Source organism: Collinsella sp. wc0529 (assembly GCF_046116875.1).
In the GTDB taxonomy this organism is placed as follows: domain Bacteria; phylum Actinomycetota; class Coriobacteriia; order Coriobacteriales; family Coriobacteriaceae; genus Collinsella.
Genome location: NZ_JBJXBO010000002.1, coordinates 543472 through 564383, shown reverse-complemented (window position 1 = coordinate 564383; position 20912 = coordinate 543472). Strand labels below are relative to the sequence as shown.

General features: G+C 58.6%; 11 protein-coding genes and 2 rRNA genes. 4 read left to right on the top strand and 9 right to left on the bottom strand.

Annotated features, from left to right (window positions below):
- Window positions 1-258: 258 nt before the first annotated feature.
- The 4 genes from uvrC to uvrA form a co-directional block, all read right to left on the bottom strand.
- Window positions 259-2199, bottom strand: coding sequence for an excinuclease ABC subunit UvrC (uvrC, locus tag ACKUTP_RS09040; RefSeq protein ID WP_409064163.1), 1941 nt, complete (start codon window positions 2197-2199; stop codon window positions 259-261).
- A gap of 6 nt (window positions 2200-2205) precedes the next feature.
- On the bottom strand, window positions 2206-3888 hold the full coding sequence (gene murJ, locus ACKUTP_RS09035; RefSeq protein ID WP_226790592.1) for a murein biosynthesis integral membrane protein MurJ: 1683 nt from the start codon (window positions 3886-3888) through the stop codon (window positions 2206-2208).
- A 3-nt stretch (window positions 3889-3891) separates the two neighbouring features.
- Window positions 3892-4392, bottom strand: a complete 501-nt coding sequence (ybaK, locus tag ACKUTP_RS09030; protein ID WP_409064162.1) for a Cys-tRNA(Pro) deacylase — start codon at window positions 4390-4392, stop codon at window positions 3892-3894.
- 132 nt (window positions 4393-4524) lie between these two features.
- Window positions 4525-7404 (bottom strand): excinuclease ABC subunit UvrA, encoded by a 2880-nt coding sequence (gene uvrA / locus ACKUTP_RS09025; protein WP_409064161.1) that lies wholly within the window; start codon window positions 7402-7404, stop codon window positions 4525-4527.
- 193 nt (window positions 7405-7597) lie between these two features.
- Here uvrA and ACKUTP_RS09020 point away from each other — a divergent pair, with 193 nt between their 5' ends.
- From ACKUTP_RS09020 to ACKUTP_RS09005, 4 genes are all read left to right on the top strand, one after another.
- The gene (locus tag ACKUTP_RS09020; protein ID WP_409064160.1) at window positions 7598-9751 is read left to right on the top strand and encodes an LTA synthase family protein; all 2154 of its coding nucleotides are present in this window, start codon (window positions 7598-7600) and stop codon (window positions 9749-9751) included.
- A gap of 145 nt (window positions 9752-9896) precedes the next feature.
- A complete protein-coding gene (locus ACKUTP_RS09015; protein WP_055310500.1) occupies window positions 9897-10727 on the top strand; it encodes an Mrp/NBP35 family ATP-binding protein in 831 nt (276 codons plus the stop codon).
- Complete coding sequence (locus ACKUTP_RS09010; RefSeq protein ID WP_409064159.1) at window positions 10728-11999, top strand: NAD(P)/FAD-dependent oxidoreductase; 1272 nt, start codon at window positions 10728-10730, stop codon at window positions 11997-11999. It begins immediately after the preceding gene.
- A gap of 80 nt (window positions 12000-12079) precedes the next feature.
- Window positions 12080-13720, top strand: coding sequence for an NAD(P)/FAD-dependent oxidoreductase (locus tag ACKUTP_RS09005; protein WP_409064158.1), 1641 nt, complete (start codon window positions 12080-12082; stop codon window positions 13718-13720).
- A gap of 63 nt (window positions 13721-13783) precedes the next feature.
- Here ACKUTP_RS09005 and uvrB read toward each other — a convergent pair whose 3' ends face one another.
- From uvrB to ACKUTP_RS08980, 5 genes are all read right to left on the bottom strand, one after another.
- Complete coding sequence (gene uvrB, locus ACKUTP_RS09000; protein WP_409064157.1) at window positions 13784-16024, bottom strand: excinuclease ABC subunit UvrB; 2241 nt, start codon at window positions 16022-16024, stop codon at window positions 13784-13786.
- A 51-nt stretch (window positions 16025-16075) separates the two neighbouring features.
- Window positions 16076-16657: a lytic transglycosylase domain-containing protein gene (locus ACKUTP_RS08995; RefSeq protein WP_409064156.1), complete on the bottom strand. Its 582-nt coding sequence runs from the start codon at window positions 16655-16657 to the stop codon at window positions 16076-16078.
- A complete protein-coding gene (coaE, locus tag ACKUTP_RS08990) occupies window positions 16650-17291 on the bottom strand; it encodes a dephospho-CoA kinase (RefSeq protein ID WP_409064155.1) in 642 nt (213 codons plus the stop codon). Before coaE ends, ACKUTP_RS08995 begins: the two co-directional genes overlap by 8 nt.
- A 189-nt stretch (window positions 17292-17480) precedes the next feature.
- Window positions 17481-17596, bottom strand: a 5S ribosomal RNA gene (gene rrf / locus ACKUTP_RS08985).
- A gap of 145 nt (window positions 17597-17741) precedes the next feature.
- Window positions 17742-20717, bottom strand: a 23S ribosomal RNA gene (locus ACKUTP_RS08980).
- Window positions 20718-20912: the final 195 nt, after the last annotated feature.

The window sequence follows — 20912 nt, the reverse complement described above, 5'->3', positions numbered from 1 at the left end:
CGCGCTCGGCGACCGATACATACATACGCTTGAACGGTATTTACTACCGTTCACCGAATTCATTGACAAATGATTCGCCAGACAGTATGTATCGGCGAGGTGAGATATCAGTCTTCGTCAACCCGCAGGATAGCAGGGTTTTCGCTTGGGTTAGTCAAACGTTTTAGCGTTAATAAAACCCGAAACCAGCAGGCAATCATGGCGAAATAAATGGTTGAAAATCGCGCAATCATGTATATCAGTTGTTTAGGCTCGTGTTTAGCTATCGGAATGGCCAGCCGCCGCCTCGGCGCGCTCGGCATTCCATGCAACGAGCGCCTCGTGGACCGCCTTGGCAACATCGGCAGGTATGCCGCGAACTTCCGCGATCTCTTGCTCGCTCGCCGCGCGCAAACGCTTCATCGAGCCAAAATGGCGCATAAGGGCACGTTTTCTGGTGGGTCCCACGCCCGGAACGTCATCGAGTACCGAAACCGTCATGGCTTTATCGCGCAACTCACGGTGGAACGTGATGGCAAATCGGTGGGACTCATCGCGAACCTGTTTAATTAGATAGAGCGAAGCAGACCCGGTCGGCAGCACGACGGGAGTCTCGTCCCAAGGCACGAAAACTTCCTCATCGGCCTTCGCCAAGCCACAAACCGGTATATCGAGCCCAAGAGCCTCAAGTTGCTTGATCGCAGCGGTCAATTGCGGCTTACCGCCATCGACAACGAGCAAATCGGGGCGCGAGCCAAAGCGCTCGTCGACCATGCGCTCGGGAGCATAGCGTCGTCCCAAAACCTCGGACATCGACACGAAGTCGTTTGCCTCGTCCAATTCGGCCTGAATTTTAAAACGACGGTACTGGCTCTTGTCGGCGCGTCCGTTGGTAAACACCACCATCGAGGCGACCGTAAAGGTTCCATGCAGCGTCGAGATATCGAAGCACTCGATACGCATCGGCGGCGCCGGCAGCGCCAGCGCGCTTTCGAGCTCCAGGAGCGCTTGATTGGTGCGGTTGTCAGCGTACCCCGTTCGCATCATGTAGCGCATGAGGGCATGGCGCGCATTTTTGGATGCCATATCGAGCAAACGGTGCTTTTCGCCACGCTGCGGCCTATGGAGATGGCAGGAACGCTCGCGCTTGCCTGCAAGCCACTCCCCCAGCGCCTCCGCATCCTCAAGCTCGACAGAGAGGTTTATCTCAGCTGGAATATCAGCCGTCTCGTCGTAATAGCGCTTAAGAAAGCCCGACTGGAGCTCTTCCTCGTCAACATCAAGACCCTTGTCGAGAATGAACTCGCAGGTGCGAACTGTTCGGCCCTCACGCACGACAAAGACGCAAGCGGCAGAGATGGTCTCCTCGCGATAGAAACCGATGACATCGATATCGACACTGGAGGGAAAAACGACTTGCTGACGGTCGTCCAGACCCCTGATGACCTCCAAACGACGCTTGACGCGTGCCGCGCGCTCAAAATCGAGTGCCTCGGCGGCATCCGCCATCTCGGAAGTCAGCTCGTCGACGACATCCTTGCGATGGCCCGACAAAAAGCGCTCGACACGCTTGACGTTCTTGGCATAGTCTGCAGGGGAAATCGCGCCGACACACGCACCCGGCCCGCGCCCGACATGGTAGTCGAAGCAGGGACGCCCGTTTTGTGCGCAAATCATATTGACGATGTCTTCCTCGCCCTTGTGGGACTCGATGATACGGCGACAACGACGCCACTCCGCACAGGATGCAGAGCAGATGGGGATAACCTTGCGCAGCGTATCTATCGTCTCACGTGCCGCACGGCTATCGGTATAGGGTCCAAAATAGCGCGTTCCCGGCTTATGACGCTCACGCGTGTATTTGATAGCGGGATACAGGTCGCCCTTTGTAATGGCGATAAAGGGGTAGCTCTTGTCATCCTTGAGGTCGACGTTAAAGTACGGATGGTACTGGCCGATCAGGTTGCGCTCGAGTACAAGCGCCTCATGCTCGGTTTCGACAACGATGTAGTCAAAGCTCGCAACCAATTGCATCATGAGCGGTATTTTTTGGCGCTCATCCTGCAGCGTCACGTACTGGCGCATACGGGAACGCAGGTTTTTCGCCTTGCCAACGTAGATGACATCGCCCTTGGCATCTTTCCAAAGGTAGCATCCGGGCTGCGTGGGAACGCGCGAAACCTGCTCGGCGAGTGTTGGAATGTTGTCGTGACCGGCCACACGCACCTACTTGCGACGAAGCAGCGCCGAGACCTCGGGCATCTTAAGGACAACGGCAAGGCCAAAGGTAACAGCAAGCGAGACGACACCCGCAACGCAAACGTAGCCAAGAGTAATCAGAATCGAGCCGCCAAGTGCCCCGACAAAGTGTTCAAGCGCCCACATGACGCCGGCGCCTGCGGCAGCACCCAGGCCGCCGAACAAAAGGCCAAAGAAACCGCCATGCAGGATAGATTTGACCTGAAGGCCACGCAGACGACGACGCAGCCACCACAGCGAGCAACCGACCAAGATCACGTAGTCGACGACATACGAAAGCGCGATTGCCGGCATACCGAAGCCCAGCACAACGCCAAACAGCAGAACCGAGCCGGCCTGGCCGATGGCGGAATACAGGCAATAGCGGCTATAGGGCTTCATGTCGAGCAAGGCAGAGAAGCTCTTCTGCATCAACACGACCACGCCGTAGAGCGGCAGCGAGAGCGCCAGGTAGACAAGGTACTCGGACACCAGCGTCACGCCGGATTCATCGAACTTGCCAGCACAGTAGATCATGTTGAGCGGACGTGCGAAGACAATCAGGTACAGCGCGAACGGAATCAGGAAGAACAGCATCTGGGCGACGCCACGCGAAATGCCCGTGCGAACGCTGTCGTAATCCTTCTCCTGTGCGTCGTGAGAGAGCTCGGTATAGAGCGCCGTCGAAAGCGAGGCGGCAATCAGCGCGTAGGGCAGCGTGTACCACAGGCGCGCATAGGCGATGACGGAAGGACCAGTCTCGGGCTGGACCACCAGCGCGGCAGCGTTGGTGATAGAAGTCGAGACAAACATGCACACCGTGGCGAGCAGCGTCGGGATACCGAGCGCAATCGTCTGGCGCAGTGCGGGGTCCTTAAAGTCGATATGGATATGGGGATGCACGCCGTGCTTGCCAAGCGCGGGGATCTGACATGCCATCTGAACAAAGACACCGAGGGTCGTACCGGCCGCAATCAAGATGATGCCGGCACGTTCGCCAAACTGTGCGGACACGGGCGCAAAACCCATAAAGCTCGCAATGACGATCACATTGTTGAGGACCGGGGCAAACGTCGACCAGAAGTAGTCGCGGTGTGCGTTGAGAACGCCCGAGAACACCGAGCCCAAACCATAAAACAGAATCTGGATGGCAAAGAAACGGAACATGAACGCAGCGGTATCCATGCTGCCGCCGTCACCCGAAAGGAACGATTGCGTCCAGATAAAGCCCGGGGCGAACACGGTCCCCAGCAACGAAATGCCACCCAGCACCAAAAGCAGAATGCCGAGCAGGTTGCCCACGTACTCGTTCGAGGCCTCGCGACCCTGCTCACGCCTCACGCCCATGTACACGGGCAAAAACGCCGTCACGAGCATGCCGCCCATCACGAGTTCGTAGAGCATATTGGGCAGGTTGTTGGCGACCTGATAGGAGGACGAGAGTAGCGACATGCCGATAGCGGCCGCCATTGCCCACGTGCGGATAAAACCGGTGACGCGAGACACGATGGTCAGGATGGTCATAAGCCCGGCGGAACGACCAACCGTGGAGTAGTCCGACGAGCCCATGTCGTCAGTGTCATCTCGCGACGAAGGAGCTTCGGACGAGGGTGTCTGAGGCGCAGATTCTCTTGCAAAATGAGCTCCGCGCTTCAATTCTTCCTGCGGCATCGCTCAGTCCTCTCTCGTAATCGCGGCAACCGTAGCCCCGCAAAATGCAATTAAATCATCGGGTGCAAGCTCGAGCTGATAACCGCGCTTGCCTCCCGAAATAAAAATGGTATCCCAAAGGACACATGTCTCATCAATGAGCGTCCGGTAGCGTTTTTTCATACCGACCGGGCTGCAGCCGCCGCGAACGTAGCCAGTCGCCGCAAGCAAATCCTTCACATGCATCATGGCCAAGGACTTCTCCCCCGCGGCACGCGCGGCGGACTTTAGATCGAGCTCGTCGGCAACAGGGATGCAGCACACGACATAGTCGTTGGACGGTGTCACGCAGACCAAAGTCTTAAATCCTTGACCGGGCTCCTCGCCAAGCTGCTCCGAAATCGCGACCCCCAGGCCCACCGACTCATCACCATCGTCTTCGTACATATGTAGAACATAGGAAATGCCGGCACTTTCCAGCTCGCGCATCGCATTGGTTTTTGCCGTCTTTACAGCCTTTGCCATGACATATCCTTTCCCTCGCATTCGGACGCAAAGATTAAGTATATGTCCAATTCGGCTGCATACGTCACTTCGACACAGCAAGCGCCATCGAATCACGAGGAGTCGATGGCGCCCATAAACTGAATCGCCTATTTATTGAGCATCAAGTTGAGCCTGGCGCTCCCGGTCACGCCTGAGCAACGGCGCCAAAAACTTGCCCGTATAACTCTGCGGACAGTCCGCAACCTGCTCCGGTGTACCCGAAACCACGACGGTTCCGCCGCCGTTACCGCCCTCGGGACCCATATCGATCAGGCGGTCGGCAACCTTGATGACATCAAGGTTGTGCTCAATCACCAGCACCGTGTTGCCCGCATCGACCAAGCGCTGCAGCACATCGAGCAGCTGGCGGACGTCCTCAAAATGAAGCCCGGTCGTCGGCTCGTCCAAAATATAGAACGTCTTGCCCGTCTGGCGTCGATGAAGCTCCTTGGCGAGCTTCACACGCTGCGCCTCGCCGCCCGAGAGCGTCGTGGCGGGCTGGCCCAGGCTCACGTAGCCTAAGCCTACATCGTACAGCGTCTGGAGCTTACGCTTAATCTGCGGGATACTCCCAAAGAAGGCCAGCGCCTCGGTGACGCTCATGTCGAGCACGTCCGAGATGGTCTTGCCACGGTAGGTGACCTCGAGTGTCTCGCGGTTGTAGCGTTTACCGCCGCAAACTTCGCAGGGAACATAGATATCGGGAAGGAAGTGCATCTCGATCTTGATCTGCCCGTCGCCCTTGCACGCCTCGCAGCGCCCGCCACTCACATTAAAGGAGAAACGACCCGGCGAGTAGCCGCGCGCCTTCGACTCCGGCGTACTCGCAAACAGCGCGCGAAGATCATCCCACAGGCCGATATAGGTAGCAGGGTTGGAACGCGGCGTGCGGCCAATCGGCGACTGGTCGATATCGATAACCTTATCGATACACTCGATGCCCTCGATTTTCTTATACGGACCCACGGGGCGCGTCGAACGGTGAATAGCATTCGTAAGGGCAGGCGCAATGGTGTCGGTAACCAGGGAGCTCTTGCCTGATCCCGACACGCCGGTAACAACCGTAAGCGTACCAAACTCGATCTTGGCAGTAACGTTTTTGAGGTTGTTGGCTCGAGCGCCCGTAATTTTAAGGCAGCCGCGACCGGGCTTGCGCCGTTCATCAGGCACCCGAATCATTCGTTTGCCGGTCAGATAAGCGCCCGTCATCGACTCAGGACACGCCATGATATCAGCAGGCGTTCCCGCCGCGACTACGTGCCCGCCGTTGACACCGGCGCCGGGCCCCATGTCGATCACGTAGTCGGCGGCACGGATTGTATCCTCGTCGTGTTCGACGACGATAACGGTATTGCCGATATCGCGCAGGCGCTCGAGCGTCTTGATCAGGCGCTCGTTGTCACGCTGATGAAGACCGATCGAGGGCTCGTCCAGAATATAGAGCACGCCCATGAGACCCGCGCCGATCTGCGTTGCCAAGCGAATACGCTGTGCCTCGCCACCGGAAAGCGTCGCCGAGGCGCGATCGAGTGTCAGATAGTCGAGTCCAACATCGACCAGAAAACGCAGGCGCTCCAGAATTTCCTTGACGATACGGCCGCCGATAAACTGTTGGCGCTCGGTGAGTTCCAGGCCCTCAAAAAACTCGAGCGATTCACGGCACGACAGGCAACAAACTTCGTAAATGGACTTGCCGCCCACGGTGACGGCGAGCATCTCAGGGCGCAAACGAGCGCCGTGGCAGGTCGAGCACGGCTCCTCGCGAATGTACTTCTCCAGGCGCGCCTTGGTGTTCTCGTTCGTCGTCTCGGTATAGCGTTCGTACAGGATGTTGCGAACGCCCGAAAACTTGGTATCCCACTGGCTGCGACGTCCGTCGAGCTTTTGGTAGTCGACCGAGATCTTCGTATCGCCCAGGCCATCCAAGAATGCACGACGCACGCGAGGGGGCAAGTCCTCCCACGGCGTATCGGCGCTCACCTTAAAGTGTTTGCAGACCGCAGCAAAAATCTGCGGATAGTAGTTCGAATTGCCAAACAGGCTACCAAAGACTCCGTCGGCAATGGACTTCGAGGGGTCCTCGATCAGCGCCTCGGCATCAACGGTTTTCTTAAAGCCCAGGCCGTCGCACTCAGGACATGCGCCATAGGGAGCGTTAAACGAAAAATCACGCGGCTGAAGATCGTCAATGGAGTGTCCATGCTCCGGGCACGCCAAGGCCAACGAATACTCCAGAAGCTCGCCCTCGGTCCCCTCGGGAGCATCACGATCGGGCAGCATGTACACGTTTACATTGCCGTGAGCCAGCGCGGTCGCCTGCTCAACAGACTCGGCGATACGGCCAAGAGAGTTCTCACGGATCACGATGCGATCGACCACGACCTCGATATCGTGCTTGAACTTCTTGTCCAGATCGATCGGATCGTCGAGCGAGCGCACTTCACCGTCGACACGCACGCGGCTAAAGCCCTCGGCGCGAAGGTCCTCAAACAGTTTGGTGTACTCGCCTTTTCGCCCGCGCACCACCGGTGCCAGCACAAACGCGCGGCGGCCCTCCCCCGCCGCCAAGACCTTGTCGGCAACCTGGTCGGTCGTCTGGCGCTCAATGACGCGGCCGCATTCGGGACAGTGCGGGGTGCCCACACGGGCGAACAGCAGGCGCAGATAGTCATAAATCTCGGTTACGGTGCCAACCGTCGAGCGAGGGTTTTTAGACGTCGTCTTTTGGTCGATCGACACCGCCGGCGAAAGGCCGTCGATTGAATCCAAGTCGGGTTTGTCCATCTGGCCCAAGAACTGGCGCGCATAGCTCGAAAGACTCTCGACGTATCGACGCTGGCCCTCGGCATAGATAGTGTCAAATGCCAGCGAACTCTTGCCCGAGCCAGAAAGACCGGTAATGACCACGAGTTGGTCACGCGGAATGGAAACATCGATATCACGGAGGTTGTGCTCACGAGCGCCGCGAATAACGATAGAAGAATCAGACATGGAAGCTCCTTGCCTCCTATTGCATCGAATCATACTGTCGATGAGTTTAGCGCACTCGACGCGCACAGATGTTCGTAATACAAGATTCGCAGACCTTTAGCTTTGCGTATCGGGCGCTTTGTTTCTCGAAATGCCGTGGAAAGGTTACAGTAATCTAATACTGAACTTAATTTGCCGTAACAGAGGAACGTCCATGACCGAAGATATCCCCCTTGAAATCACTTCGAGCGACATGGCCAATCTGCCCATATTCATCGCCGTCCTTATCGTGGCCATCGTCGTGGTGCGTGTATATTTTTCAATCAAACACAATGAAAAGCCGCCCATTGCCCGCGTCTTTTGGTGCGCGACGCTCCTCATCCCGCTCGGCATGGTAGCTGCATGGATTACGAATCAATTGCTCGTAAATGAGGACAATTCCCTATGGGTCCTTTCTTATTCGGCGCTCGGTGCTGCCGCCGTCATACTTCTTGTCGAGCCCTTGGTTTCGGGACTTATCGACCAAACCGATCTTGCGACGGGAACGGTTGCCTGTATTTGCCGTGACATCCTTGTCATCGCCGCTGTTTCAGCGCTCTCGTTCGTTTCACTCGAAATTGCCTGTAACGAAACGTTCTATCGCATTCCCGCCAACTCATTCGGGTTTTCCGTCGGGCTGCTCGCGACGGTTCTGCTCTCCCTTTATTTGCTGGGACAGCGTCATGGAGGCGTCATGGCCCTCGTGCCCGTCGCCTGTTGCATCCTTGGCATTGCCGAGCACTTCGTCATAACGTTTAAAGGCGAGGCCATCCTGCCAAGCGATATCTTGGCCCTTGGCACCGCAATGGAAGTGAGCGAGGGATACGAGTTTACCTTTACCGCCGGAATCGTAACCTCTCTAGCCCTGCTGGAGATTTCCCTAGGGCTTCTTTCGCTTATCCGACCGAGAAAGCTCCGTACGCCCACCCATGTCTTCCCCGCAATCGCCGCTAACCTCTGCGCTTTTCTGCTAGTGACCGTTATGGGGCTCTCGGGCTTTTCCAGCATCGACTTGGAGCAGGCGCTGAATTTTGGATTTGACCGTTGGCAGCCCATCACCACGTATGCGTCTCAGGGTTTTATCACTTCGTTCACCGAAATGGTCAACGAGTTGCCCATTGAGAAGCCCGAAGACTATACGCCCGATGAGGCGCAGAGCATCGAGCAGAAGCTCGCCGCCACCTACGACAGCACGTATGGATCGAGCGAGCAGCGCGCGGCGGCCGTTGCCCAGTTCAATGAAATCAAGCCGACGATTGTTGTCGTCATGAATGAGAGTTTTAGCGACCTTTCGTGCTTTGAGCAGCTCCAGGCGGCCGGGTACACCGGCCCCGCATTCTACAACTCGCTTCCCGACACACTTGTTCGCGGCACCATGCTCGCTTCGGTCGCCGGTGGCGGAACGGCGAACTCCGAATTCGAATTTTTGACCGGAGCGACAACGGCCTTTGTCGGATTAGGCAAAATCCCCTATCAGCTATATCAGATGAATGGCGTCAACAGCCTGGCAAAGGACCTTAAGGAGCTTGGGTATACCGCTACCGCTATGCACCCGCAAAACCCCGTCAACTACCATCGAGATAAAATCTATCAGCAGCTGGGCTTTGGAGACTTTCTTTCAATCGGCGATTTCGAAGGTGCGCCCTGTTACCATGCCGGCGTATGCGACTACGCCACCTACGACAAGATACTCGACCTGCTTAGAACCGACGAAGCCCCGCAGTTCATCTTTGACGTCACGATGCAAAATCACGGCGGCTACGACTATGGCACCGTTCCCGCCGAGGAGCTGACAAACTATTGGGTCGAGGGAGCCAGCGAGGGCGCCAATAGCGCGCTCAACACCTATCTCACCTGCATCAACGCATCCGACCGGGACCTCGAGTACTTTATCAACGAGCTCCGCAATATCGGCAGACCGGTTGTCCTTGTCTTTTTTGGCGACCATCAGCCGAGCGCCGCAACGACTCTCAACGACGAGCTGTACCCTCAGGAAGATACGGCAAGCCACGCTTTCCGTATCTATCAGTCGACATATTTTGTCTGGGCTAACTATGAAATCGCCGGCAATACCGAGCTCAACGTCTACGACACCGTCGGGGCAAACGAGGTTGCAGCCATTACCCTTAATAAGATCGGCGCCCCGCTCACCGACTATCAAAAGGCCCTGCTTGCAACAAGGTCAGATGTGCCCACCATCAATGTCGCCGGCTACCTTGGTGCCGACGGGCTGCGCTACGACTTGGAATCTGAAGACAGCCCATACGCCTCGACGATCGACAAGCTGCGGCGCATGCAATACCTCGAGTTCGCCAGCAAAGTTCAGTAAGCCCGCCCATTCGCTTGGACCCATCGTATTGCAAGCACGCTCGGCCCAAATGCATCGTAAATGACTCCCGCTCGCAAACGAGGGTACAATGACGCTCGTGTCACATCACGGGGCCCCGGCCCCAACATATACAAAGGAGTCATACATGGGTTGCGAGCACGCACAGGCCGCCGGCGGACAAACGTCGCCGTCGCAATTTGAGGAGAATACGCTGTCCGAGGTCAAACGCGTCATCGCCGTGCTTTCCGGCAAGGGCGGTGTCGGCAAGTCGTTTGTCACCGGTGCCATCGCCACCGAGCTTGCCCGTCACGGCCACAAGGTCGGCGTCCTCGATGCCGACATCACCGGTCCCTCTATCCCCAAGATGTTCGGTATGAGCGGACGCCACGTCCATGCCCTTGGCAACCTCATGCTGCCTGAAATCTCCGAGCACGGCGTCAAGGTCATGAGCTCCAACCTTCTGCTCCAAAACGAGACCGACCCCGTCCTTTGGCGCGGTCCGGTCATCGCAGGCGCCATTAGGCAGTTCTGGAGCGAGACCTCATGGGGCCCCATCGACTACCTGCTGGTCGACATGCCTCCGGGAACAGGCGACGTCGCTCTCACCGTCTTCCAGTCACTGCCCGTCGACGGCATCGTCATCGTCACGAGCCCGCAGGATCTGGTCTCGATGATCGTCGCCAAGGCGGTCAACATGGCCGAGAAGATGAACGTCCCCATTCTGGGCATCGTCGAAAACATGAGCTATATTGAGTGCCCCGACTGCGGCAAGAAGATCGAGGTCTTTGGCAAGAGCAAGCTCCCCGAGGTCGCAGAACGCTATAACCTCGACATCTTGGGCACGCTTCCCATCAATCCGTCACTCGCCGAGGCCTGCGATAAGGGCGAGGTCGAGACCGCGCTGCCCGATGGCATGTTGCCCAAGGCAGTCTCTGCCGTCGAGGCCATTACCCCGCACGAGACCGACGAGGCCTAAGTGAACACGAGCGCCTTCTATGACGTCCTGGTAATCGGCGGCGGGGCTTCAGGCCTCGCCGCCGCCATTACGGCCGCACGTGCTGGCAAAAGCGTCTGCATCGTTGAGTGCGATGTCGCCTGCGGCCTTAAGCTCCTTGCGACCGGTAACGGCCGTTGCAACCTCTCCAACGAATCGATTGATCCTCAGCGGTATAACCACCCCGCATTCGTCGAATCTGTCATGAGGACCCAGCCCGAACAAGAGCTTATGGGTTTCTTCTCCTCGCTGGGCATCATGACAACCTCCGAGGAAGGCCGGCTGTACCCGCGCTCCCTTCGCGCCGAATCGGTGCGCGACGCGCTTCTCAACGTTTGCAACCGCCTAGGTATCACCTTAATCTGCGGAGCCAACGTTGCCTCGGCGCACAAGGCTTCCGAAGGCTGGACACTCCAAATAGACCGTCCAGCGCGGGCGCTCAAGGCAAAAAAGCACGACGACCGAAAATCGGAGCTCCGCTCGCTTCGGAAGGCACTCGCCGATGTCCCTCGCAAGAACGAGGCCCTGCAGGCACATGCCGTAATTATCGCCACGGGCGGCAACCCCACCGGTATCGCCGATACGTTTCGCCTCCCCCTCACTTCGCTGCGCCCCATCCTCTGCCCTGTATCGGCAACGGTCGTTGGCGATCGGGCGGCACTCAAGACGTTGGATGGTCTGCGCGTCCGTGCCCGCTTGACGCTCACCCGTAACCATAATGAGCTCTGGCACGAAGACGGTGAAGTCCTGTTTCGAACCTTCGGCATCTCGGGCGTCGCTGTCTTCAACCTCTCCCGTCGTATCCAGCGCGGCGATACGATCCTGCTCGACGTTTTCCCCGACCTCTCTAAAGACGAGCTGCTCGATATGCTCAACCGGCGCGTTAAGCTGCTCGGCGGCTTTTCGCCCCGCGATCCCCGTTGGCTCGACGGCATGATCGCCCCGCAACTCTCCCGCGTCGTCTGTACAGCGTTCGAGCAGTGCCATCCAGGCTCCAACGATGTCATCCACCTGGTCTCGATCCTCAAGCACTTTAAGTTGCTCGTCGAGGGAACAGCCGAGGAGCGCTCGGCGCAGGTCACGCGTGGTGGCGTATCTGTCGAGAGCATCTCAACACCCAGTCTACGCGTGCGCTGCGTTGTCGACGCCCCGCTTTACGTCTGCGGCGAAGCGCTCGACATCGACGCCGATTGCGGAGGCTTTAACCTTGCGTGGGCCTGGCTCTCGGGCATTCGCGCTGCAAGCAGCCTGTAGCCGCGCAGTCTATAATCAAAAACGCATTCGGGCCGTCTGGGATACCGGACGGCCTCTTTCTTGCCTCTAAGGAGACCTCGATGATCGAAATCACCCAAGTCAACGCGTCGCTCGATGAAGCCGGCGATGAAAATTCCTGCCTCATTGTTGGCAAGCGAGTCGCCAAGTGCATCCTACGTTGCAAGGACTCCGAGATCAAGTCCATCGAACTCCACCGCAAGTCAATCGACGCTCGCAAAAAACGAGACGTCCATTTTATCCTTAGCTTTCGTGTTGAGCTGACTAGTCCCCACCTCGAGCGAGAAGCGGTCGACAGCGTTGCCGAGCGTGACCGCTCGCGCGTACGTGCGATAGAAGACGATGAGCCTTCATTCCCCTCCCCCGTCTCCGACGCACCTCAAGAACGCCCTGTCGTTGTCGGCGCCGGATGCGCCGGCCTTTTCGCTGCGCTCACGCTCGCCAAAGCAGGTCTTAAGCCCTTGCTTATCGAGCGCGGCGACCCGGCATTTCGCCGCTCGCAGGCGATCGACCTCTTTCTAAAGGAGCGCATCCTCGACCCCGAGAGCAATATTCAGTTTGGTCTGGGCGGCGCGGGGACCTTCTCGGACGGCAAGCTCAATACGGGAACAAAAAATCCCGCCCATCGCCTTATCCTCGAAACCTTCGTCGAGGCGGGTGCGCCCCGCGATATTCTGTGGGATGCCAAGCCGCACATTGGCTCCGACATCCTTCCCAAGGTTGTCACCGCTATATCCCAGCGCATCGAGCAGCTCGGAGGTGTCGTCCGTTATCGAACGAAGCTCGTCGACATTCGCATCGACGCGTCTGGCGCCATCACCGGTATTGATGTCCAATCGCCCCAAGACGCCGCTTACGAGCCAATCGAGACAAAGCACCTCATCCTCGCCTGCGGGCATTCTGCTCGCGATATTTTTGAGCTCCTTAAGGACCACAACGTGGCCCTCGCACAAAAGACCTTTGCCATGGGCGTTCGCATCGAGCATCCGCAACGCGACATCGACAGATCCCAATATGGAGCCTCGGCGGGACATCCAGCGCTCGGGGCGGCCCCCTACAAACTTGTTGCCCATCTTCCCAACGGCCGCAGCGTGTTCTCGTTTTGCATGTGCCCCGGCGGACAGGTTGTTGCCGCCTCTTCAGAACCGTGCCATCTGTGCGTCAACGGGGCCAGTCTCAATGCCCGCGACGGACGCAACGCAAATGCCGCCCTGCTCGTTAACGTCACGCCTGAGGACCTTCCCAACGATGACCCGCTCGCCGGCATCGAGCTCCAGCGTGCCTGCGAGGCGGCCGCCTATCGCCTGGGCGGTTCCAACTGGAACGCACCGGCACAACTCGTCGGAGATTTCCTCGCAGGACGCGCCAGCAAGGCGCCCGGAAAGGTAAAGCCCACCTATCCGCTCGGTGTGACCTGGACGGCAATTGACGAAGCCCTACCGCAGCATATCGTCGAGTCGCTCCGCCTGGGACTTCCCCTACTCGGAAAAAAGCTACGAGGCTACGACCGCCCCGATGCCGTTCTTACCGGCGTGGAGACTCGTTCGAGCTCACCGGTCACTGTCACTCGAGACCGAACGTGCCATGCCGTGTCGACCCCGGGCCTCTACCCTTGCGGTGAGGGAGCTGGATATGCCGGCGGCATCATGAGCGCGGCCACCGACGGCATCCGTTGTGCTGAAGCCCTGATCGCAGACCTCTAACGCACGAATTCCAGCGCGCAAAAGACACAGGCCCGAGCTCCACAGGGAACTCGGGCCTGTTCGCTATTTCTTAAACCGTGCACCCTGGCGTTTTCTGCCCGATGCGAACGTGGAACCCTTGCGGGCCTGCGAACGTAAGCGCTCGATCGTCTCGTCCTCAGACGCACCCTCGAGCATCGCCCGAATCTGAACGACAGCATCGCGCAGGCGCGCCGCCTCCTCAAAGTCCATAGCGGCAGAAGCGTTACGCATATCCTCTTCCATGGTTTCGACGATCCGCGCAAGCTCGTCATGCGGCAGTTCTTCCAACTGCTCCGCAAGTGTCTGCTCAGGCGCCACCGTTTCCGGCACACCGCCCTCGCCCGACTCATCGGGCGTATAGAATGCGCCATGGCCAAGAGAGTCGCCCTTCGAGCGTCCCTTGGAGCCCACAGTTTTTTCGGCCTCGGCAATAAAACTTGAGATGTCGTTGATGGCCTTGCGCACTGTCTTGGGCACAATGCCATGTTCTTCGTTATATGCCATCTGAATCTCGCGACGGCGCTGCGTCTCCTCGATGGCCTCTTTCATCGAATCGGTCACAACGTCTGCATACATGATGACTTCGCCATCGGCGTTACGGGCCGCACGGCCAATCGTCTGAATCAGCGAACGGCGGTTGCGCAAGAAGCCTTCCTTATCGGCATCGAGAATTGCCACCAGTGAGACCTCGGGGAGATCCAAGCCCTCGCGAAGCAGGTTGATGCCAACGAGAACATCGATCTTGCCCTCGCGCAGCGTTCGCAGGATCTCGACACGGTCCATTGTCGCCGTATCAGAGTGCATGTAATTGACCTTAATGCCCGCGTCGAGCAGATGGTCGGTCAGGTCCTCGGCCATGCGCTTGGTCAACGTGGTCACCAGCACGCGCTCCTTGCGGGCAACGCGCTCGCGAATCTCGTCCTCAAGATCGTCAATCTGGCCGCGAACTGGACGCACGTCAATCTTGGGGTCGAGCAGGCCGGTCGGACGAATAATCTGCTCCACGTCGTTTTGGCTCACCCGCAGCTCGTAGTCGCCCGGCGTGGCCGAAACATAGATAAACTGGGGTATCCTTGCCTCAAACTCATCGAAACGAAGCGGGCGGTTATCGAGCGCCGAGGGCAGGCGAAAACCGTGTTCCACCAGCGTCACCTTACGCGAGCGGTCACCTTCGTGCATGCCGCGAATCTGCGGCACCGTCACATGGCTCTCATCGATGATGCAGAGCATATCCTTGGGAAAGTAATCGATTAGGGTAAACGGCGGCTCACCCGGCTTGCGACCGTCCAGATGACGCGAGTAGTTCTCGATGCCGTTGCAAAAGCCCATCGTCTCGAGCATCTCAAGATCATAATCGGTGCGCTGCTGCAGACGCTGCGCCTCGAGCAACTTGTCGGTCGCCTTGAGCTCCGCCACGCGCTTCTCGCACTCTTCGCTGATCGATTTCAGAGCCGCCTTGACCTTCGGCTTCTCGGTCACGTAGTGCGATGCCGGCCATACGGGGATGGCCTCGTACTCACGAAGCATCTCACCGGTGACCTCATCGATCTCGGCAATCAGCTCGACCTCGTCGCCAAAGAACTCAAACCGCAACGGATGCTCGGCATAAGGCGGATACACGTCGACAACATCGCCGCGCACGCGGAACGTGCCGCGTGCCAGGTCATAGTCATTGCGATCATATTGAATGTCGATAAGTGCATGGATAAAGTCATCGCGCTCGAGCGGCACCTTCTTGTCGACGTTTGGAGCCAGACCCGCATAGTCCTCAGGAGAGCCAATGCCATAGATACACGAGACCGATGCGACAACGATCACATCGCGTCGAGAGAGCAGTGACGCGGTCGCCTGATGGCGCAGCATCTCGACCTCTTCGTTAATCGAGGAGTCTTTCTCGATATATGTATCGCTTTGCGGCACATACGCCTCGGGCTGATAGTAGTCGTAGTACGAGACGAAGTAGACCACAGCGTTGTTGGGAAAGAACTCTTTGAGCTCGCTCGCAAGCTGAGCAGCGAGCGTTTTATTGGGGGCCATGACCAGCGTCGGCTTTCCCAGGGCCTCAATAGTCTTTGCCATCGTGAAGGTCTTGCCCGAACCAGTCACGCCCAGCAAAACCTGATAGCGGTCTCCGTCCCTCACGCCCCGCACAAGTGACTCAATGGCCTTAGGCTGGGAACCAGCGGGCTCGTATGGAGACACGACCTTAAACGGCACATCAGCGCCCTCAACGCCAAAGCGCTTAAGTTCACCACCAACGCGTTCTACTTCAAATTCCGCCATGGATACTCCTAACTCATACATCTGCAGTATACGCAGGCGGTGGGCTTAGTCCTATACGAACCGATCGGGATAGAGAGTCTTATATCGAACCCAGGCATTATTGACGCGAATCAGATAAGCCTGAGTTTCAGGGAAGGTAATCGCATTATGGAGTGACGTGTTCTGCTGCGCCCATCCGTCGACATTGCCCATGCCGGCGTTATAGGCGGCGATGGCACTATCCGTCGACCCGTTGAAATAGGCGAGAAGATACGAGAGGTATGCGCAGCCAAACTCGATATTCGTAGCCGGATCGTTAAGATTGTCGGCCGAATACTCCCCTCCGTCGACAAGGCCCTTGGCGATCATATCCCGGGCAGTCTCGGGCATCAGTTGCATCAATCCCTGAGCACCCTGATTCGACTCGGCCTCTGGGTCCCAATTCGATTCCGACTTAATGACAGCGCACACCAGATACGGATCCAGATTATGCGAAATACTGGATTGCTTTACATACGCCTCGTAGTCAATCGGATACAGCGGCTTAAAGAAAGCGGCAGGGGCACACGAGTAGACGAGCGAAATAAGGCCGAAGACGAACACAACGGCAAGTGGCGCCACGCGATACCACGTAAAGAAACGTGCCTTAGTCATCGGCCTCCTCCTTATCCGGAGTATCTATAAACCCGTGGCATGCAAGCCATGAGTCAAGCTGCTCAAAGAGCGAATTATCGCCTGCGGCATTATCAATCACCGTTGTAGCGAGATTGCACAGCGCAGACTCATCGGGCTGGCAAGCAGAACGGGCATCGAAATCAGATGGCTCCATGCCACGTTGAATAGCGCGCTCGCGACGAACTGACAAAGGGGCGCTGATAACCAGAATTTCATCAGCCAAGCCAAACGCATCCTCAAAACCAGTCGGAGCAGAAACCTCGACCACCGCAAAGGGATAACGGGGAGATGAAACCGTACAACAAATCGGATCGAGAATCCTAAGCGAAAGCTGTTCAATGAGAACGGGGTGCACGATGCCATTGAGCCGTGCGACCGAATCAGGAGAAGCGAAAGCTCGAGCAGCGAGGACATTGCGGCGAATGCCGCCCTCCCCGTCCAGAATGTCCCAACCGAATTCTTCGGCGAGGGCATTGACGATATCGGAGCCTGGAACATACAGCGATTTGGCAAGCTCATCCAGATCGATAAGCATGGCGCCATGAGATTCGAGATAGCGGCAGGCAGTCGACTTACCCGAAGCAATATTGCCCAAGACAAAAACGGTAAACATCAAGTCCTCCCTAACGCCAATGGGAGTTATTATCGCGCAAATACAAAAGAAGGACTCAAAATACAGCCAAAGAGTAAGAGCGCGGACGGGGGAGGTAGGTCCCAAAGCACAACGTGTATACAACGCAAAAAGGGGAAGGCCGCGAGGCCTCCCCCTTCCAAGTTCGATGACGGCTCGGTGCCGTCCACCGGTCAGCGGCGCCCTGGCCTCCCACGGGCTGACCCCGCAGTACTCTCGGCGCGATGGGGCTTAGCTTCCGGGTTCGGAACGGGACCGGGCGTGCCCCCCATGCTCTGGCCGCTGACCGGTGGGCGGCGCCCACCGTTACGGTGTCCTGGGTCTCACCTTACACGTGCCCTGGGGGCCGCATGGCGCATAGGAAAGATGACTCGGGGGCATCCTCGTGCCCGGACCGCGCAAGCGCTAAGTCCCGCGGGCCGCGAGGTGCGGTTCCGGAAGAGCTCGGGCGATTAGTGCGGCTCGGCTGAGGACGTCGCCGCCCTTGCACCTGCCGTCTATCGACCAGGTAGTCTACCTGGGCCCTTACCGGAAGGAGAACTAATCCCTGGAACGGCTTCCCGCTTAGATGCCTTCAGCGGTTATCCGCGCCGCACGCGGCTACCCGGCCGTGCCGTTGGTCGACAACCGGTTCACCGGAGGTGCGTCCACCCCGGTCCTCTCGTACTGGGGGCAGCCTCCATCGATTCTCCTGCGCCCACGGAGGATAGGGACCGAACTGTCTCACGACGTTCTGAACCCAGCTCGCGTACCGCTTTAAACGGCGAACAGCCGTACCCTTGGGACCTGCTCCAGCCCCAGGATGCGATGAGCCGACATCGAGGTGCCAAACCTTGCCGTCGATGTGGACTCTTGGGCAAGATCAGCCTGTTATCCCCGGAGTACCTTTTATCCGTTGAGCGACGGCCCACCCACTCGGGGCCGCCGGATCACTAGAGCCTGCTTTCGCACCTGCTCGGCTTGTGGGCCTCGCAGTCAAGCCCGCTTGTACTCTTGCATTCAAAAGGACGGTTGCCGACCGTCCCGAGCGGACCTTCGCGCGCCTCCGTTACCCTTTAGGAGGCGACCGCCCCAGTCAAACTGCCCGCCTGGCACGGTCCCCGAGCCGGTTGACGGCCTCGGGTTAGGACGCCGGTCGCGCGAGGGCAGTATTCCAAGGGCGGCTCCCCGGGGGCTGGCGCCTCCGGATCTGTGCCTCCTGCCTATCCTCTACACGCGGGACCAGCGGCCAATGCCAAGCTGCAGTGAAGGTTCACGGGGTCTTTCCGTCCTTCCGCGGGTAAGTCGCATCTTCACGACCAGTGCAATTTCACCGGGTCCATGGTCGAGACAGCGCCCAAGTCGTTGCGCCTTTCGTGCAGGTCGGAACTTACCCGACAAGGAATTTCGCTACCTTAGGACCGTTATAGTTACGGCCGCCGTTTACCGGGGCTTGGCTTCGGGGCTTCGCCGAATCGGCTAACTCCTCCGCGTGACCTTCCGGCACCGGGCAGGCGTCAGACCCTATACGTCGCCTTGCGGCTTCTGCAGAGTCCTGTGTTTTTGGTAAACAGTCGCTTGGGCCTCTCCACTGCGGCCCGCCTCCGCTCCCCGGGCGAGCCGGTTCACGTACGCGCGGGCACCCCTTCTCCCGAAGTTACGGGGCCATTGTGCCGAGTTCCTTGACCATGGTTGACCCGATCGCCTCGGTATGTTCTACCCACCCACCTGTGTCGGTTTGCGGTACGGGCGCGCACGCGCCTGCCTAGGGGTTTTTCTAGGGACCTCGGGCTCACTCGCTTCGCTCAGTCGCTTCGTCCGGAGCCTCGCCCTCGATGCGGACCGGATTTCCCTGGTCCGCGGGCCGCGCTCCATCACGGGGACGTCCAGAACCCCGCCGAGCCACCCCCATCCGTCGCCCCGTCGGTCGTAGCGCCGCGTGCGCGGTGCAGGAATGTCTGCCTGCTGCGCGTCGGCTACGCCTACCGGCCTCGCCTTAGCCCCCGACTGACCCTGGGAGGATTAGCCTTGCCCAGGAAACCTCGGGTTCACGGCGGACGAGTTACTCTCTCGTCTCTCGCTACTCATGCCAGCATTCTCACTCCCATGCGCTCCACCGTCGGTCGCCCTCCGGCTTCTCCGCCCATGGGAAGCTCCCCTACCGATTCTAATGAATTAAAATCCCGCCGCTTCGGTGTCCAGCTTAGCCCCGTGTATTGTCGGCGCATGTCCACTCGACCAGTGAGCTGTTACGCACTCTTTGAATGGATGGCTGCTTCTAAGCCAACATCCTGGTTGTCTGGGCGGACGCACATCCTTTGCCACTCGGCTGGAACTTGGGGACCTTAGCGGGCGGTCCGGGCTGTTTCCCTCTCGAGCACACAGCTTAGCCCACATGCTCTGACTGCCGCGCTCTGGGCCGCCGGCATTCGGAGTTCGGTTGGATTCGGTAGGCGGCGAAGCCCCCTCGTCCATCCGGTGCTCTACCTCCGGCGGTGAACGCGCGACGCTAGCCCTAAAGCTATTTCGGGGAGAACGAGATATCTCCGGGTTTGATTGGCCTTTCACCCCTATCCGCAGGTCATCGCCGCCGTTTTCAACCGACGTGCGTTCGGCCCTCCACGGGGTCTTACCCCCGCTTCAGCCTGCCCACGGATAGCTCACCCGGCTTCGCGTCCGCGGCGCGGGACTCAAGTCGCCCTGTTAAGGCTCGCTTTCGCTCCGGCTCCCTTTCGGTTAACCTCGCCCCGCGCCAGCGACTCGCTGGCTCATTCTACAAAAGGCACGCCGTCACAACTGAAAGTTGCTCCGACTGCTCGTGGGCGCACGGTTTCAGGTACTGTTTCACTCCCCTCCCGGGGTGCTTTTCACCTTTCCCTCACGGTACTGGTGCGCTATCGGTCACAGGGTAGTACTCAGGCTTGGATGGTGGTCCACCCAGGTTCGGACCGGGTTTCACGTGCCCGGCCCTACTCAGGGACCGCGTCGCGCCGTCCGGTCTGGGTTCGCGTACGGGGCTGTCACCCGCTGCGGCCGGCCCTCCCATGCCGTTCCGCTCCCCAGCCGGACCTGCGCCCGGGGGCGGCAGCCCCCGGATGCGCGGCCCTGCAACCCCGTCGGCGGAACCCCTGCCGGGTATGCCCGCTCGACGGTTTGGCCATCGGTCCCCTTTCGCTCGCCGCTACTCGGGGAGTCTCGAGATTGATTTCCTCTCCTCCGGGTACTTAGATGTTTCAGTTCCCCGGGTTGTCCTCCCCCCGCCTATGTGTTCAGCGGGGGGATATGCACACCGCTGTGCATGGGTTCGCCCATTCGGAGACCCCCGGGTCGAAGGATGTGTGCTCCTCGCCGGGGATTATCGCAGCTTGCCGCGTCCTTCATCGGCTCCCTGTGCCAAGGCATCCGCCGTGCGCCCGTGGTATCTTGCGGGACCGCATCGGGCCCGCGGGATATCCACGTGTCGCTAAAATTAATTAATCGATATCATGAATAGCGCTCGTATGTCGCAATTCGGGTATCTCATACCGCGGCACAGTAGTTGAACTGTGCTCGCGATCAGATGCTCCTCACTCATATATAAGTGAATTCTTCTTGTTTGGATCGGATGAATGATTGCTATCATTC